The following is a 14,941-nucleotide window of genomic DNA, read 5'->3' as shown; positions in this document are numbered from 1 at the left end:
ATGCAGGAGGTCTCCGGGCGCGAGCCCGCGACCTGGGGCACGATCGTCGGCTTCGGCTCGTGCCACTACCGGTACCCCACCGGCACCGAGGGCGACACCGGCCTCCTGGCCTTCGCCCCCCGCAAGGCCTCGACGACGATCTACCTGCTCGACGGCACCGACGCCCACGCCGAAGCGCTCGCCCAGCTCGGCCACGCACACGACGGCCGTCAGCTGCCTCTACATCAAGGACCTCGAACAGGTCGACCTCGAGGTGCTGCGCGGCATCCTGCAGCGCTCGCTCGCCTGGGCCGAGTCCGGTGGCAGCCCCACCGTCGAACTCACCGTCACCGGCTGACCCACCCCTGCCCCTCCACACCCCCGTCGAGCCGCCCCTTTTCGCGTCGAACCGGCCCCTGCGGACGTTCGCAAGGGGCCGGTTCGACCACAGGGGGGCCGGTCGACAGGAGAGGGGGTCGGCAGGATGTCAGCGCAGCCCGGCGAAGAAAGTACGGATGTCAGCGGCGACGAGATCGGGACGCTCGAGGGCGGCGAAGTGCCCGCCCTCGTCGAAGCGGCTCCAGTGCACGATGTTCGAGTTGTCACGCTCGGCGAACACCCGGATCGTCTGGAAGTCATCCTGGAAGACGGCGACCCCGGTCGGGGCGGCGTTGATCTGCGGCGCGGCATCCTCGCCCTCCCCGGCATCCGCCCGCGCGTTCTCTAGGTAGCTGCGGCTCATGCCGGATGCTGCGTTCGCGAACCAGTTCACGCTCACTTCGAGCAGGATCTGCTCCAGCGTCACGAGCGAGGTGCCGTTGCCGAACGAGTTGAACAGCTCGCTGTAAGCCAGCAGTCCGATCGGGGAGTCGCTGATCCCGACCGACACCGTCTGCGGCCGCGACGAGTTCATCGTGTTGTACCCGCCCACCGACTGGAACCACTGCATGTGCTCGAGGCCGGCGTAGTCATGCGGCTCGAGACGCTCGAACTCCGACGGGTCGCCCGACGGGAACGAGAAGAGCTGCAGCACGTGCAGCCCGAGGAAGCCCTCCGGGTTGAGCAGCCCGAGCTCCCGGGCGACCATCGCGCCGTTGTCGGAGCCGTGGATGCCGTAGCTGTCGTAGCCGAGACCGCGCATCAGGGTGTCGTACGCCTCAGCGACCTTGCCGACCGTCCAGCCGGCGGAGGCGAGCGGCTGCGAGAAGCCGTAGCCGGGAGCATCCGGGATCACGACGTCGAAGGCGTCCTCGGCGCGGCCACCGTGCGCCACCGGGTCGACGAGGCGATCGATCACGTCGAGATAGTCGACGGCCGAACCGGGGTAGGTGTGCGCGAGGAGCAGCGGGGTCGCGCCCTCGTGGGCCGAGCGCACATGGATGAAATGGATCGTCTGACCGGCGATCTCCGTGGTGAAGTGCGGGACGGCGTTGATCCGCTCCTGCGCAGCCTGCCAGTCGAACGAGCGCCAGGCCTCGATCGCCTCACGGAGATACGAGTTCGGCGTGCCGGCATCCCAGTCGTCGGTGGGCGCCGACTGCGGCAGCCGGGTGCGGGCGAGGCGGTCCTGAAGATCCTGGACCTCGGCGGCCGAGACGGAGACGGTGAAGGGGCTGAAGGTGAGGTTCGTGTTGTTCATGTCTCCGACGATACGAGGCCATTAGGCTGGATTCGTTCCTAATAATCTGACTCCTTGGGGGAGTTTTTCATGGCTGATCCCACGGCTCGATTGCTGTCCCTCCTCGCCCTTCTGCAGACTGGCCCCGAGCGTTCCGGTCGCGACCTCGCCGAGCGACTGGGAGTCTCGACGCGCACGGTCCGGCACGACGTCGATCGCCTCCGCGAGCTGGGCTACCCGGTCGACGCGACCCGCGGCGCCGTGGGCGGCTATCGCCTCGGCGCGGGCGGGAAGCTGCCCCCGCTTCTGCTCGACGACGAGGAAGCGGTCGCGGTCACGGTCGGTCTGCGGGCAGCCGCTGGAATCGCCGGCGTGGAAGAATCCGGGGCGCGGGCGCTCGCGAAGCTCGAGCAGGTGCTGCCTTCGCATCTGCGCCCCATCGTCGACGCGCTGCGTTCGATCGATCGCGCCCCCGAGAACAACGACACGGATGCGCCGGATCCCGAGGTCGACCCGAGCGTGCTGCGCGACGTCGCGAGCGCGATCCGCAACGAGGAGTGGCTGCGCTTCGACTACCAGGATGCCCCCGCCCTTGTGGAGCCGTACCGCCTGCTCACCTGGCACCGCCGCTGGTACCTCGTCGCCCGCGATCCGCAGTCCGGCGAATGGGCCACGTACCGGGTCGACTGGATGGACCTGCGGATGCCGACGCGTCGGCGCTTCGATCCGCAGCCGCTGCCCGGCGGGGACTACACCGCGTTCCTGATGCGCACGGTCGCCGAGAGCGGGTGGCAGGTGCACGCGCGTCTGCTGATCGATGCGCCGACCGAGGCCGTTCTCGACCGCATCCACCCCGCGGTCGGCGTCGTCGAGCCCATCGACGAGGATCACTGCGTGCTGGTGACGGGCGCCGACAGCCTCGACACCGTCGCGGCGTACATCGGGATGCTGATGATGGACTTCACGGTCGAGAGTCCCCCCGAGCTGATCCCCCGGCTGCGGGTGCTCTCCGAGCGCTACGCGCGGGCGGTGGCGGGCTCCGCGTCAGACTGAAGCCGCCACCACCTCCTCAGGCGCCGCGCAGGCGCTCCGCGAGGTACGCGTGCAGCTCGTCGATCCCGACGCGCTCCTGCGCCATCGTGTCGCGGTCACGCACGGTGACCGCACGGTCGTCGAGCGAGTCGAAGTCCACCGTGACGCAGAATGGGGTGCCGATCTCGTCCTGGCGGCGGTAGCGACGGCCGATGGCGCCCGCGTCGTCGAAGTCGACGGCCCAGGAGCTTCGCAGCGTGTCGGCGACCTCGCGCGCGAGCGGCGACAGCTTCTCGTTGCGCGACAGCGGCAGCACCGCGGCCTTCACCGGAGCGAGGCGCGGGTCGAGCTTCAGCACGGTGCGCACGTCGGTGCCGCCCTTGGCGTTCGGCACCTCCTCCTCGCGATACGCGTCGACCAGGAACGCCATCATCGCGCGGGTGAGGCCGAACGAGGGCTCGATGACGTACGGGGTGTACCGCTCGCCGGTGGCCTGGTCGAAGTACGTCAGGCTCGTGCCGGACGCCTCGCTGTGGCTCGACAGGTCGTAGTCGGTGCGGTTCGCGACGCCCATGAGCTCGCCCCACTCCTTGCCCGTGAAGCCGAACTTGTACTCGACGTCGATCGTGCCGGCGGAGTAGTGCGCGCGGTCGTCTTCCGGCACGTCGAACTGCCGCATGTTCTCGGGGTCGATGCCGAGGTCGATGAACCAGTTCCAGCACGCCTCGACCCAGTGCTCGAACCACTGCTGCGCCTCGGCGGGCGGGGTGAAGAACTCGATCTCCATCTGCTCGAACTCGCGCGTACGGAAGATGAAGTTGCCGGGGGTGATCTCGTTACGGAATGCCTTGCCGACCTGGCCGATGCCGAACGGGGGCTTCTTGCGGCTCGCGGTGAGCACGTTCGAGAAGTTGACGAAGATGCCCTGCGCCGTCTCGGGGCGCAGGAAGTACATGCCCGATTCGTCGTCGACGACGCCGAGGTAGGTCTTCACCAGACCGGAGAACGCCTTCGGCTCGGTGTACTGGCCCTTGGTGCCGCAGTTGGGGCACGGGATGTCGGCGAGACCGTTCTCGGCCTTGCGGCCCTTGCGCGCCTCGAAGTCCTCGATCAGGTTGTCGGCGCGGAAGCGCTTGTGGCAGTGCAGGCACTCCACCAGCGGATCGGTGAACGTCGCGACGTGACCCGACGCCTCCCACACGCGCTTGGGCAGGATGATGCTCGAGTCCAGGCCCACCATGTCGCCGCGACCGCGGACGAAGGTCTGCCACCACTGCCGTCGGATGTTCTCCTTGAGCTCGGTGCCGAGGGGCCCGTAGTCCCAGGCCGAACGCGAACCGCCGTAGATCTCACCCGCTTGGAACACGAACCCGCGGTGGCGGGCGAGGGCGATGACCTTGTCGAGGCGGGACTGTTCGGCCATGGTGGCTCCAATGGTCGGATGCGGGAGATTGCCCGGAAGGCGGGCCCTGTCATTCTATCCGCGGGGAAGAGTAGCGTCGGAGGATGAGCACTTCCCAGACCGCCCGCCCGGGTCGCGACGAGAACACCCGCTTCTTCGGACAGCCCTGCTCGCTGGTCCACATCTTCGGCGTGGAGATGTGGGAGCGCTTCAGCTTCTACGGCATGCAGGGCATCCTGCTCATCTACCTCTACTACTCGGCCACGCAGGGCGGGCTCGGCATCCCCGAAGCGGTGGCCGGTGGCATCGTCGGCGCGTACGGCGGGTCGGTGTATCTGTCCACGATCCTGGGCGCGTGGCTCGCGGACCGCCTGTTCGGCTCCGAGCGCGTGCTGTTCTTCAGCGCCATCGTGATCGTCGCCGGGCACGTCGCGCTCGCGCTGATCCCGGGCGTGCTCGGCGTCGGAGTGGGTCTGGTGCTCGTCGCCCTCGGCTCCGGAGGTCTCAAGGCCAATGCCACGTCGGTCGTCGGAACGCTCTACAAGCCCGACGATCCGCGCCGCGACGCCGGGTTCTCGCTGTTCTACCTCGGGATCAACCTCGGCGCCTTCCTCGGACCGATCCTCACCGGCATCCTGCAGTCGACCCTGGGCTTCCACTGGGGATTCGGACTGGCCGCCGTCGGCATGACGCTCGGGCTGGTGCAGTACTCCTTCGGTCGGCGCTCGCTGCCGGAGGTCGCGCGGCAGGTGCCGAACCCGCTTCCCGCATCGCGCTACCGCTTCGTCGTGATCATCGCCGTCGCCGCCATCGTGTTGATCGCCGTGCTCGTGCTGGTCGGCGTGATCCGCGCCGACAACCTCGCGACCATCGTCATCGGGGGGACGGTCGTCGCCGCGATCGCCTACTTCGCGGTCATCCTCAGCAGCCGCCGGATCGACGCGTCCGAGCGCTCGCGCGTCTGGGGATTCCTGCCCCTGTTCGTCACGAGCGTCGCGTTCTGGTCGCTCTACCAGCAGCAGTTCACCGTGCTCACGATCTACTCCGACAAGCGCCTCGATCGCAACCTGTTCGGCATCGAGGTCCCCGTGTCCATCGTGCAGTCGATCAACCCGGTGTTCATCATCATCCTGTCCGGCGTGTTCGCGGCGATCTGGACACGCCCTCGGCACCCGCCAGCCCTCGACGCCGGTGAAGTTCGGTCTCAGCGCGATCATCATGGGATCCGCGTTCCTGCTGTTCCTCCCGTTCGCGAACGGGGGTGCGAACACCACGCCGATGCTGGCGATCGTCGGCATCCTGTTCGTGTTCACGGTGGCGGAGCTGCTGCTCTCCCCGGTGGGACTGTCGGTCACGACCAAGCTCGCTCCTGCGGCTTTCCAGACCCAGATGGTGGCGTTGTTCTTCCTGTCCATCGCGCTGGGTACCGCGATCTCGGGCGAGCTCGTCCAGTTCTACGACCCCGAGAACGAGGTGCCCTACTTCGCGATCCTGGGCAGCATCGCCGTCGTCGTCGGCGTCGGCCTGCTCCTGGCCGTGAAGCCGGTGCTGAAGCTCATGAAGGATGTGCGCTGAGCGTCACTCCGTGAAGAGGTAGCCCCGCTCGACGTCGAAGCCGGCGATGCGCAGACCGCGCCCGAGCAGCTCCTCCATCTCGCCGCGCAACCGCGTGCGCCATTCGTGCGCGGCCGGCGCATCGGTCACCCGCAGGGCCTCGATGTCCGCCGGGATCTCGAGCGTCTCGACGACGGCGTCGGATGCCGGGGCCTTGGCGATGTCGGCGAGCGCCCACGCGACGTCGAGACGGTCGCTCTCGTCGCCCGCGTCACCGCCGCCGAAGATGCCGTAGCGGTTCACCGAGTAACCGGTCACGCGCGCGCCGAGCACCGTGAGGAAGAAGTGCGCGTTGCGGGCGACGAGCGGATCGAAGGTCCAGGTGATGCGGCCGACGTCGCGGGAGAAGGCCCACTGACGCTGGTGCTCCTTGAGCTCGCGCCCCCAGCCGCGCCCACGGTACTCCGGGATCAGCGCGGTGATGTGCGAGTGCATCGCCCGACGGCCGGGCTCGCCGAAGAAGGCGATGGACGCGCCGACCATGCGCTCGTCGTCGCCGTCGCCGTCGAAGAGCCCGACGACGTAATTGCCCGACTGCTGCAGGGCGCGCAGCGTGCCGGCATCGATCACGCGCTGCGGACCCCTGATGGAGTCGAGCAGACCCTGCGCGTCGATGATGAGTTCAACGGTGTCGAGATCACGGATGGTTCGCACGAACCCAGTCTGCCCCTCTTGCGCCCGTTCGAGGAAACCGGACGCGATCACGCCCCGCCATCGGCCCTCGATGTCGCGGGCGCCGATAGCCTGGGTCGGTGGGTGCGAACGAGAACGACAGAGCCAGGAAGCGCCTCTCCCGAACCCCGCCGAAGTGGGCGATCGTCGCGGTTCTCGCGTTCGCCGGACTCTGCTCGTCGGTCATGTTCACGCTCGTCGTGCCGCTGCAGGCCGAACTGCCGCAGCTGCTGAACGCCTCCCGCGAGGACACCAGTTGGGTCGTCACGATCACCCTGCTCGTCGCCGCGGTCGCGACGCCGATCTCGGGGCGCCTCGGCGACATGTATGGCAAACGCCGCGTCGTGATCGTGCTGCTCGCGCTCCTCATCCTCGGCTCGCTGATCGCCGCGCTGTCCGGCTCGATCGTCGGCGTCATCATCGGCCGTGCGCTGCAGGGAGCGGTGACCGGTGTCGTGCCGCTCGGCATCGCGATCATGCGCGACGTGCTGCCGCCGGAACGGCTGGGCACCGCCGTCGCGCTGATGAGCGCCACCATGGGCGTCGGCGGTGCGATCGGCCTGCCCGTGGCCGCACTGCTGGCCGAGCACGCCGACTGGCACATGTTGTTCTGGCTCGCCGCCGCTCTCGGTGTGATCGGACTCGCCCTGGTGCTCGCGATCGTCCCGGAGGATGTGCTGCGCTTCCCCGGACGCCTCGACGTGATCGGCGCCATCGGTCTCGCGATCGGCTTGACCGGCATCCTGCTCTTCGTCTCCCGTGGGGCCGAATGGGGCTGGACCGCGCCGCTCACGCTCGTCTGCATCATCGGCGGAGTCGTCGTGCTGCTGGTGTGGGGCTGGTACCAGCTGCGCACGAAGGACCCGCTGCTCGACCTGCGCGTCGCCGCGCGACCCGCCGTTCTCTTCACGAACATCGCCGCGATCGGGATGGGCTTCGCACTGTTCGCCTCGAACGTGACGTTCCCCCAGCTGCTGGAGCTGCCGACGGGCGCCGCCGGCGGATTCGGCCTCGACATGGTCGGAGCCGCCCTGATCGTGATGCCTGCGGGATTGGTGATGATGGTCATCTCGCCGCTCTCCGGTCGCCTGGAGCGCACGGTCGGGCCGCGCCCGCTGTTCACCGTCGGCGCCACCGCGATCGTGCTCGCCTACCTGTTCGTGCTGCTGTGGTCGAGCGAGGTGTGGCACATCTTCGTCGGCAACCTCCTCATCGGCGTGGGCATCGGATTCACCTTCGCCGCGATGCCGATGATCATCATGCGCTCCGTCCCCGCGAACGAGACCGGCGCGTCCAACGGACTCAACGCACTGTTCCGCTCGGTCGGCACGTCCAGCGCCTCCGCCGTGATGGGCGGCATCCTCGCAGCGATGAGTGTGAACGTCGACGGCGTCGCCGTACCCACCCGGGCCGCGTTCGACGTCTGCTTCTGGCTGGCGATCGCTGCCGGACTCCTCGCCGTCGTGCTCTCGCTCTTCATCCCGAAGCAGCGCAGCGCCGAGCAGCATCCGTCATTGCCCCACTGACCCGCTCAGACCGAGATCTCCCGCGGGTCCGGGTCCTCGGCGCGCGGCGGACGCAGGCGCTCGGGGATCGGCCAGCCCAGCACGAACTGCGCTGTCGCCGGTCGGGTCATGTCGCCGAAGTCGTCGAGCTTCACCACGATGCGCCCGGGGATGCCGTCCTCGTCGGGCGTGACCTCGAGGATACGCACGCGCAGTGCGCGGTCGCCCTCGCCCTCCAGCATCCACGGATCGGCGAGCCAGGCGATGCCGTGCTCCTCGAGCGCCGCCTCGGCATCGAGCCATTCCGTGGCGTCGGATGCCGGACGCCCGAGCACGTCGACGGCGACCCAGTCGTCGCCCTCGGGGTGGATCCAGCCGAGCAGCTCGCCGTCGTCGCGGCGGTGCGGGGTCCAGTCGGGTCGTGGCATCCCTCGATGCTAGAGGGTCCCTGAGCCCGACGAAGGGTCAGTGCGTGTACTCCATCAGCTCGACGCCGAGAACGCGGAAGGCGTCGTGCGCGCGCAGCCGGTGGGTGATGGAGAGGTCGTCGAAGCAGACGATGAGCGAATAGGCGACGCCGGCGCGGGGACCGGCCAGCACACCGGCTTCTGCGCGCACGCCGCGGTCGCGTCCGGTCTTGTTGATGAACAGCAGTCCGTGCGCGTCGTGATCATGCGAGAACGGATCGAGACCCGTGGATGCCGCGACCAGGCTCAGGTCCTGGTTGAGGCTGAGCCACTCCGACACCTGGGCGCTGACGGCGGCGTCGACGACCTGGGAGTTCACGAGCGCCGAGAACAGGCCGGCGAGCTCGCGGGCAGAACCCACTGCGACCTGCGGGGCGTCGTCGGGGCCGCGCTGATCGCGGAAGCGGTCCAGCAGCGCCGTGCGTCGCAGGCCGAGCGACTCGATCCGCTCGCGCACCCGGTCGTGCCCGACCTTCTGCAGCAGGACGTTGACCGCGATCGGGTCGCCCGCGGTCGCGGCCAGCACGGCCAGGTCTTCCAGCGGCAGCGCCGGGGCGTGCAGGTGCCGCCAGAGCCCTGCGCTCTCCACGGCCTCGACGGTCGAGCGATCGATGATCTCGAAGGGGTCGAGGGCTCCGCTCTCGAATCCGGCAGCGACCTCGATCAGGAGCGGAACGACCCCCAGCCCTGCGATCGGCATGGTGACGTGGTCGTCGCCGGCGAGTACGTGCACATGGCTGTCGAGGTCGACCACGTGCACGGAGACCTGTGCTCCGGCATCCGCCAACGTCTCGAGTGAACGCAGCGTCGACACGAACGATCGGCGCCCGATGGCGGCTCGGCGAGGGAGTCGTCTACTCGCACGCTGCGACCGGCGGCCCTCGGCGGGGGCCGAGGCCGGGGAGTTGCGGAACCCTTCGAAAGGCTCGGGAGTGCCCACGCGTGATCCTTAGGGGGATGGGATTGCGGGATGCCGAAGGAGGCGCTCCCCAGCGGCAGGGCTATCGTAACCCCGCCGCCCGGGAAGGCTCACAGACTGCGGTGATTGGTCACCAGATGGTCACCCGGGACTCCTGCGGCAGCCACAGCGCGTCGCTGTCCTTCACCCCGAACGCCTCGTAGAAGGCGTCGATGTTGCGGACGATCTGGTTGCAGCGGAACTCGTTCGGCGAGTGCGGGTCGATCGTCAGCAGTCGTAGCGTCTCGGCGTCGCGACTCTTCTGCTGCCACACCTGCGCCCACGACAGCAGCAGGCGCTGCACGCCGGTGAGACCGTCGATCACGGGCGCCTCGGCGCCGGCAAGAGACAGCTCGTACGCCTTCAGCGCGATGCCCAGGCCGCCGAGGTCGCCGATGTTCTCGCCGATGGTGAGCGCGCCGTTCACGTGGTGCTCGGCGTCGAGGCCCTCTGGGACGAGCTCGTCGTACTGCGCGATCAGGGCCTTGGTGCGCTCCTCGAACGCCGTGCGATCGGCATCCGTCCACCAGTCCTGGAGCCGGCCGTCGCCGTCGTAGCGGCTGCCCTGGTCATCGAAGCCGTGGCCGACCTCGTGACCGATGACCGCGCCGATGCCGCCGTAGTTCGCGGCCGCATCGCGGGACGCGTCGAAGAACGGGTACTGCAGGATGGCCGCCGGGAACACGATCTCGTTCATCGACGGGTTGTAGTATGCGTTCACCATCTGCGGCGGCATGTGCCACTCGTCGCGGTCGATCGGCTTGCCGACCTTGTCGACGTGCCGGTCGTGCTCGAAGATCGCCGCTCGACGCACGTTGCCGAACAGATCACCGCGATCGATCTCGAGGTTCGAGTAGTCGCGCCAGACCGCCGGGTGGCCGATCTTCGGCGTGAAGGCGTCGAGCTTCGCGAGGGCGCGCTCGCGCGTCTCAGCGGTCATCCACTCGAGGTTCGTGATGCTCTGCCGGTAGGCCTCGATGAGGTTCGCCACGAGTTCGTCCATCGCGGCCTTCGCCGTCGGCGGGTAATGGCGCTCGACGTAGACCTTGCCGATCGCCTCGCTGAGCGCACCCTCGGTCACCGAGACGCCGCGCTTCCAGCGCTCGCGTATGGTGGGCACGCCGGTGAGCTCGGTGCCGTAGAACGCGAAGTTCTCCTGCACGAAATCGTCGGTCAGGTACGGGGCGGCCGCGTGCACGACCTGCGACCGCAGCCACGCCTTCCAGTCGTCGAGGCGCTCGGCGATGAGGAGCGAACCGAGACCCTCGACGAAGCTGGGCTGCGAGACGACGACCTCGGCGAACGCCGCCGGGTTGGACGGGGCGACCGCATCGCGCCACGGCACCAGGTCGACCCCGGCGAGCTGCTGGATCTCGTCCCACGTCTTCAAGTTGTAGGTGGCGACCGCGTCGCGGCTCTTCACATTGTCCCAGTGGTGGCCTGCCAGCTCGGTCTCGAGGGCGATGGCGCGATCGGCCTGGGCGCCGGCGTCGGCGAAGCCGGCCAGACCCAGCAGGCGCTCGAGGTGGGCGCGATAGGCGGCGCGCGTCTCGGTGAAGGTGTCGAGACGGAAGTAGCTCTCGTCGGGCAGCGAGAGTCCGGATTGCACGAGAACCGGCACGTAGCGCTCCGGGTCGCCCGGATCGCCGTCGACGTAGAACCCGATCAGGTGCGCGCGGCCGTCGCGGTCGTACGCGCCGACGGTGCGCAGGAACGCCGGGATGCTGTCGATCGCATCGATCTCGGCGAGGGTGTCGGCGAGCGGCGTGACACCGGCGGCGTCGATGCGCGCGGTGTCCATGAAGCTCGCGAACAGGTCGCCGATCTTGCGGGCGAGGGTGCCGTCCTCGGCATCCTGCGACTCCTCGATGATCGCGCGCACGTCTTTCTCCGCCTGCTCGGCGAGCAGGTGGAAGGACCCCCACCGGGCCTTGTCGCCCGGGATCTCGGTGCGGGCGAGCCAGGCGCCGTTGACGTGGCGATACAGGTCGTCCTGCGGGCGGATGTCGGAGCTGAACTCATCAAGGGCGAGGCCCACGGGAAGAACGTCAGTCATGCGAACAGCCTATGACCCGCCTCCGTCATTCGGCCTTGCGTATCCTCCAGCGACGACGCCGGCGCTCCGGCTCGGGGACGGATGCCGCAGTGCGGGCGAATCTGCGCGCGGCCCACGCCGCGACCTCCGCGTCGATGTCGCGCGGGGCCGTGACGACCGGCGGGCCGCCCTGCAGCTGGCGTCGCGCCTCGATCACCCGGCGGTTGAAGTCCTGGAGGACCTCGCGCACGTCGGACTCGCGGCCGAGCAGATCGAGCTGGTCGGCGAGCTCGCGATCCTCGTTGCGCAGCAGGATGGCGGGCGGCCCGAGACCGGTGAGGTTCTCCGACTCGATCTTGCGACGGATCCACCAATCCGGATCGTGGTGATCGCCGAGGCCCTCCAGCGGCTTGCCCGCGCCGGGGAGGTCGTCGAACTCTCCGCGCCGCATCGCCACCTGGATGGCCGTCTCGATGAAGGCCGCTCGATCGACGGCGGCCCCGGCCCCGGCCCCCGGGGCGATGCCTTCGTCGTCGTCGCCGTGCGCGTCCTGCTGCTGTTTCGCGCGGTAACGCGCCGCAGCCTCTCGAGGATCCGTCATGATGCACCTCCGCAGCATCCGAGCTCTCCCTCCACCCTAAGCTCGAAGGATGACCGCGCGCCTCTCCCTCAATCGAGAGATCCTGCGCCTCGCCGTGCCCGCCCTCGGAGCCCTGATCGCGGAACCCGCGTTCCTCATCGTCGACGCGGCCCTGGTCGGCCACCTCGGCACGACGCCGCTCGCCGGCCTCGGGATCGCGGGCGCCGTGCTGCAGACGATCGTCGGGCTGATGGTGTTCCTCGCCTACTCGACCACGCCCGCCGTGGCGCGCCGCTTCGGGGCGGGCAAGCCCGGCGAGGCGGTGTCGGTCGGGGTGAACGGCATGTGGCTCGCGCTGGCCCTCGGCGCGGTGCTCGCCGCCGTCGGCACCGTGTCGTCGCCGTGGCTGGTGTCGCTGTTCGGCGCGGGCGATGCCGTCGCGTCGCAGGCCAACGAGTATCTGGTCATCTCGATGTGGGGCCTGCCGGCGATGCTGATCGTGTTCGCCGCGACCGGCCTGCTGCGGGGCATGCAGGACACGGTCACCCCGCTGTGGATCGCCGGGCTCGGCTTCGGCGCCAACGCCCTGCTCAACTGGCTGTTCATCTACGGCTTCGGATGGGGCATCGCCGGCTCGGCCGCCGGCACGGTGACAGCGCAGTGGGCCATGGTGGCGGCGTACGTGCTCGTCATCCGGAGGCTGGCGACCCGCCACAGCGCCTCTTTGTGGGCGCAGCGCGCCGGCATGCGCAGCACCGCCACCTCCGGCAGCTGGTTGTTCCTGCGCACGGTGAGCCTGCGGGCGGCGCTCCTGGTGACCGTCGGCGTCGCGACCGGTCTCGGCACAGAGGAGCTCGCCGGGTGGCAGATCGTGTTCACGATCTTCTCCGCGGCGGCGTTCGCCCTCGATGCCCTGGCGATCGCCGCGCAGGCGCTGATCGGCAAGGAGCTCGGCGCCGGAGACGAGCAGCAGGTGCACCGGGTGCTCGGCCGCACCGTGGCCTGGGGTGCGTGGTTCGGCGTGATCGTCGGCGTGGTGATCGCGGCCCTGTCCGGAGTGCTCGGCATCGTCTTCACCGGCGACCTCGAGATCGCGGCACTCGTGCAGCCCGCGCTGATCGTCGCCGCGATCGCCCAGCCGATCGCCGGGGTGGTGTTCGTCCTCGACGGGGTGCTCATGGGCGCGAACGACGTGCGTTATCTCGCCCTGGCCGGCGTGCTCAACCTCGTCCCATCCCTGCCCGCGTTGTGGATCGTCGCCGCGGTCGGCGTCGATGGGAGCGCGGGTCTCGTCTGGCTGGGCCTCGCGTTCTTCGGCGTGTACATGCTGTCGCGACTGGCGACCCTGGGCTGGCGGGTGCGGTCGGGGCGCTGGCTGGCGGCGAGCGTCTAGTCCTGCACCGACCTGGACGAAACGCGACTTCTTCACACCCCCTGGGATGGGCGATATACCGGGTCGTCTCGCCCTGGCATCCTCGAAGAACGCGAGTCACAATGGGGGGATGCTGGGGATGAATGAGCCACAGATCTGGACGCTGATCGGCGTCTTCGCCGCGGGGATGTTCGGCACGATCACGCTGATGTCGACGATGTTCGTACGCATGATGCAGAACGGGTTCGACAGCGTGCGGACGGAGTTCAAGAGCGAGTTCGCGAGCGTACGGACCGAGTTCCGGAGCGAGCTCGCGAGCGTACGGACCGAGATCCAGGCCGTGAACGGTCGCATCGATCACCTGGATCGAGACCTCAACGCGGTCTATCGCCACCTGTTCGGCATCGACCGCAGCTGAGCGAACGGCGACGGGGAAGGCGTCAGGCGACCTCGAGATCCGCGATCACGATCTTCTTCATGTGCATGAGCGCCTGGATCTGCTCCGGTCGTTGCTGCAGCAGGTCGAGTCCGGCCGGGACGACCTGCCAGCTGACGCCGAACCGGTCCTTGCACCAGCCGCACGCTTCGGCCTCGGGCACCGCGGAGAGCGCCTGCCAGTAGTGGTCGATCTCCGTCTGGTCGTCGCACTCGATGACGAACGAGACGGCCTCGTTGAAGGTGAACGTGGGACCGCCGTCGATGCACCCGAACGGTGTGCCGTTCAGCGTGAACTCGCCGTTGATGACCTTCCCGGACATCCCCTCGAAGTGCTCGCTGAGGTTCTCGTCGGGATACAGGGTCACCCGGTCGATCGATGAGTTCGGAAAGACCGAGACGTAGTACTCCATCGCCTCCTGCGCCGAATCGTGGTACCAGAGATAGGGACGGATGGTCGCCACACCTGCCATGAGATCCTCCTCGATCGGCATTCACGCTACGCCCGCGGCTGCCGCCTGTCGAGAGGTTTCCGGCGAGTGATCAGCCAGCGTACCGGCGGCACCACTCGTACATGATCACCGCTGCTGCGGCACTCGCGTTGATGGAGCGGGTGGAGCCGTACTGGGTGATCTCGATGTGAGCGGATGCCGCGGCGAGCGCTTCCGCCGACAATCCCGGCCCCTCTTGGCCGAACAGCAGGACACAGGCGCGCGGAAGGTCGGCGCGGTCGACGGGCACGGCCCCCTCGACGTTGTCGACTGCGATGATCGGGATGCCCGCGCCCGCGGCCCACTCGGCGAACGTCGCCACATCTTCGTGGTGCACCACGTGCTGGTAGCGATCGGTGACCATGGCCCCGCGCTTGTTCCAGCGCCGGCGGCCGATGATGTGCACGGTGTCGGCGAGGAACGCGTTGGCGCTCCGCACGATCGACCCGATGTTCATGTCGTGCTGCCAGTTCTCGATCGCCACGTGGAACGGATGCCGCTGGGTGTCGAGATCCGCGACGATCGCCTCCATCCGCCAGTAGCGGTAGCGATCGATGACGTTGCGGGTGTCGCCGAGCTCCAGCAGTTCCTGGTCATAGTGGTCGTCCGCAGGCCACGCCTCCTGTCCACCGGGCCACGGGCCGACGCCGTAGCCGGGCTGTGCGATCGAGCCGGTGTGCGGCTGTCCGGTGCCGGCGTCAGGCGTCTGTCCATCCATCCCGCCAGGCTATCCGGCGCGCGGATGTCGCAGAGACATCATCTTTAGGTCCACCGAAATATC

13 protein-coding genes and 1 pseudogene are annotated in these 14,941 nt (G+C 68.7%); 5 read left to right on the top strand and 9 right to left on the bottom strand.

What is annotated here, in order from left to right:
- Window positions 1–466 precede the first annotated feature (466 nt).
- Window positions 467–1,618 (bottom strand): epoxide hydrolase family protein, encoded by a 1,152-nt coding sequence (locus QFZ21_RS15390; RefSeq protein WP_307379253.1) that lies wholly within the window; start codon window positions 1,616–1,618, stop codon window positions 467–469.
- Window positions 1,619–1,687: 69 nt separating this feature from the next.
- Here QFZ21_RS15390 and QFZ21_RS15385 point away from each other — a divergent pair, with 69 nt between their 5' ends.
- A complete protein-coding gene (locus QFZ21_RS15385; RefSeq protein WP_307379252.1) occupies window positions 1,688–2,650 on the top strand; it encodes a YafY family protein in 963 nt (320 codons plus the stop codon).
- 16 nt (window positions 2,651–2,666) lie between these two features.
- On the opposite strand, the gene QFZ21_RS15380 is transcribed toward QFZ21_RS15385, so the two are convergent.
- Window positions 2,667–4,052, bottom strand: coding sequence for a glycine--tRNA ligase (locus tag QFZ21_RS15380; RefSeq protein ID WP_307379250.1), 1,386 nt, complete (start codon window positions 4,050–4,052; stop codon window positions 2,667–2,669).
- An 83-nt stretch (window positions 4,053–4,135) separates the two neighbouring features.
- On the opposite strand from QFZ21_RS15380, the pseudogene QFZ21_RS15375 reads away from it, so the two are divergent.
- A pseudogene (locus tag QFZ21_RS15375) lies at window positions 4,136–5,606 on the top strand (peptide MFS transporter).
- Window positions 5,607–5,609: 3 nt separating this feature from the next.
- Here the strand turns inward: QFZ21_RS15375 and QFZ21_RS15370 are convergent.
- Window positions 5,610–6,299, bottom strand: coding sequence for a GNAT family N-acetyltransferase (locus QFZ21_RS15370; RefSeq protein WP_307379249.1), 690 nt, complete (start codon window positions 6,297–6,299; stop codon window positions 5,610–5,612).
- 98 nt (window positions 6,300–6,397) lie between these two features.
- Between QFZ21_RS15370 and QFZ21_RS15365 the strand changes: the two genes are divergently transcribed.
- Window positions 6,398–7,843, top strand: a complete 1,446-nt coding sequence (locus QFZ21_RS15365) for an MFS transporter (protein WP_307379247.1) — start codon at window positions 6,398–6,400, stop codon at window positions 7,841–7,843.
- Window positions 7,844–7,848: 5 nt separating this feature from the next.
- Here the strand turns inward: QFZ21_RS15365 and QFZ21_RS15360 are convergent, their stop codons facing one another.
- The 4 genes from QFZ21_RS15360 to QFZ21_RS15345 all read right to left on the bottom strand — a co-directional run bounded on the left by QFZ21_RS15360 (window position 7,849) and on the right by QFZ21_RS15345 (window position 11,883).
- Window positions 7,849–8,250, bottom strand: coding sequence for a hypothetical protein (locus tag QFZ21_RS15360; RefSeq protein WP_307379245.1), 402 nt, complete (start codon window positions 8,248–8,250; stop codon window positions 7,849–7,851).
- A gap of 37 nt (window positions 8,251–8,287) precedes the next feature.
- A complete protein-coding gene (locus QFZ21_RS15355) occupies window positions 8,288–9,229 on the bottom strand; it encodes a serine hydrolase (RefSeq protein WP_307379241.1) in 942 nt (313 codons plus the stop codon).
- A gap of 109 nt (window positions 9,230–9,338) precedes the next feature.
- Complete coding sequence (locus QFZ21_RS15350; RefSeq protein ID WP_307379238.1) at window positions 9,339–11,303, bottom strand: M13 family metallopeptidase; 1,965 nt, start codon at window positions 11,301–11,303, stop codon at window positions 9,339–9,341.
- A 25-nt stretch (window positions 11,304–11,328) separates the two neighbouring features.
- Window positions 11,329–11,883 carry a DUF1992 domain-containing protein gene (locus QFZ21_RS15345; protein WP_307379236.1) on the bottom strand — a complete coding sequence of 185 codons (555 nt, stop codon included), beginning with the start codon at window positions 11,881–11,883 and terminating at the stop codon, window positions 11,329–11,331.
- A 49-nt stretch (window positions 11,884–11,932) separates the two neighbouring features.
- Between QFZ21_RS15345 and QFZ21_RS15340 the strand changes: the two genes are divergently transcribed.
- Complete coding sequence (locus tag QFZ21_RS15340) at window positions 11,933–13,255, top strand: MATE family efflux transporter (protein ID WP_307379234.1); 1,323 nt, start codon at window positions 11,933–11,935, stop codon at window positions 13,253–13,255.
- 118 nt (window positions 13,256–13,373) lie between these two features.
- Window positions 13,374–13,652 (top strand): hypothetical protein, encoded by a 279-nt coding sequence (locus QFZ21_RS15335; protein WP_307379231.1) that lies wholly within the window; start codon window positions 13,374–13,376, stop codon window positions 13,650–13,652.
- A gap of 22 nt (window positions 13,653–13,674) precedes the next feature.
- On the opposite strand, the gene QFZ21_RS15330 is transcribed toward QFZ21_RS15335, so the two are convergent.
- A complete protein-coding gene (locus QFZ21_RS15330; RefSeq protein WP_307379230.1) occupies window positions 13,675–14,142 on the bottom strand; it encodes a VOC family protein in 468 nt (155 codons plus the stop codon).
- A gap of 70 nt (window positions 14,143–14,212) precedes the next feature.
- Window positions 14,213–14,878, bottom strand: coding sequence for a TrmH family RNA methyltransferase (locus tag QFZ21_RS15325; protein ID WP_307379227.1), 666 nt, complete (start codon window positions 14,876–14,878; stop codon window positions 14,213–14,215).
- Between the last annotated feature and the right edge of the window lie 63 nt (window positions 14,879–14,941).

Origin of the sequence: Microbacterium sp. W4I20 (genome assembly GCF_030816505.1) — a bacterium.
GTDB lineage: Bacteria > Actinomycetota > Actinomycetes > Actinomycetales > Microbacteriaceae > Microbacterium.
Note: the sequence above shows the minus strand (reverse complement) of the source record. Positions and strands in the feature narration are given on the sequence as shown.